Source organism: Cognatundibacterium luofuense (assembly GCF_018139685.1).
GTDB lineage: Bacteria > Pseudomonadota > Gammaproteobacteria > Burkholderiales > Burkholderiaceae_D > Undibacterium > Undibacterium luofuense.
In genome coordinates this window covers 1-294 of sequence record NZ_JAGSPN010000562.1, presented here as the reverse complement: position 1 = coordinate 294, position 294 = coordinate 1, and the positions used below count along the sequence as shown (strand labels likewise).

Sequence of the window (294 nt, the reverse complement as noted above, 5' to 3'; positions counted from 1 at the left end):
CTTACTATGCCGTTTCAGGCTGGGTCTGGCTGTTTGCGTATTGCTGATTTCGGGCGGAACGCCTGACATACAGCGGCATGGGTTTCCACATACGGGCCGCCGATCAGATCGATGCAATACGGTACAGCAGCAAAGATGCCGGGCAACAGCAGCTTACCATCCGCATCCCGTAAGCCTTCCAGCGTTTCTTTAATCGATTTGGGCTGACCCGGTAAATTCATGATCAGCGCAGCATGGCTGTCGGTTTCGCGTATTACCGCGACCTGACGTGACAGGATGGCCGTCGGCACAAAG

At 55.1% G+C, this 294-nt stretch carries 1 protein-coding gene; it reads right to left on the bottom strand.

The window, feature by feature from the left end; genetic code table 11:
- Window positions 1-14: 14 nt before the first annotated feature.
- The coding region (locus tag KDM89_RS21650) for a molybdopterin-binding domain-containing protein (protein ID WP_463322647.1) at window positions 15-294 on the bottom strand (280 nt) is incomplete at its 5' end.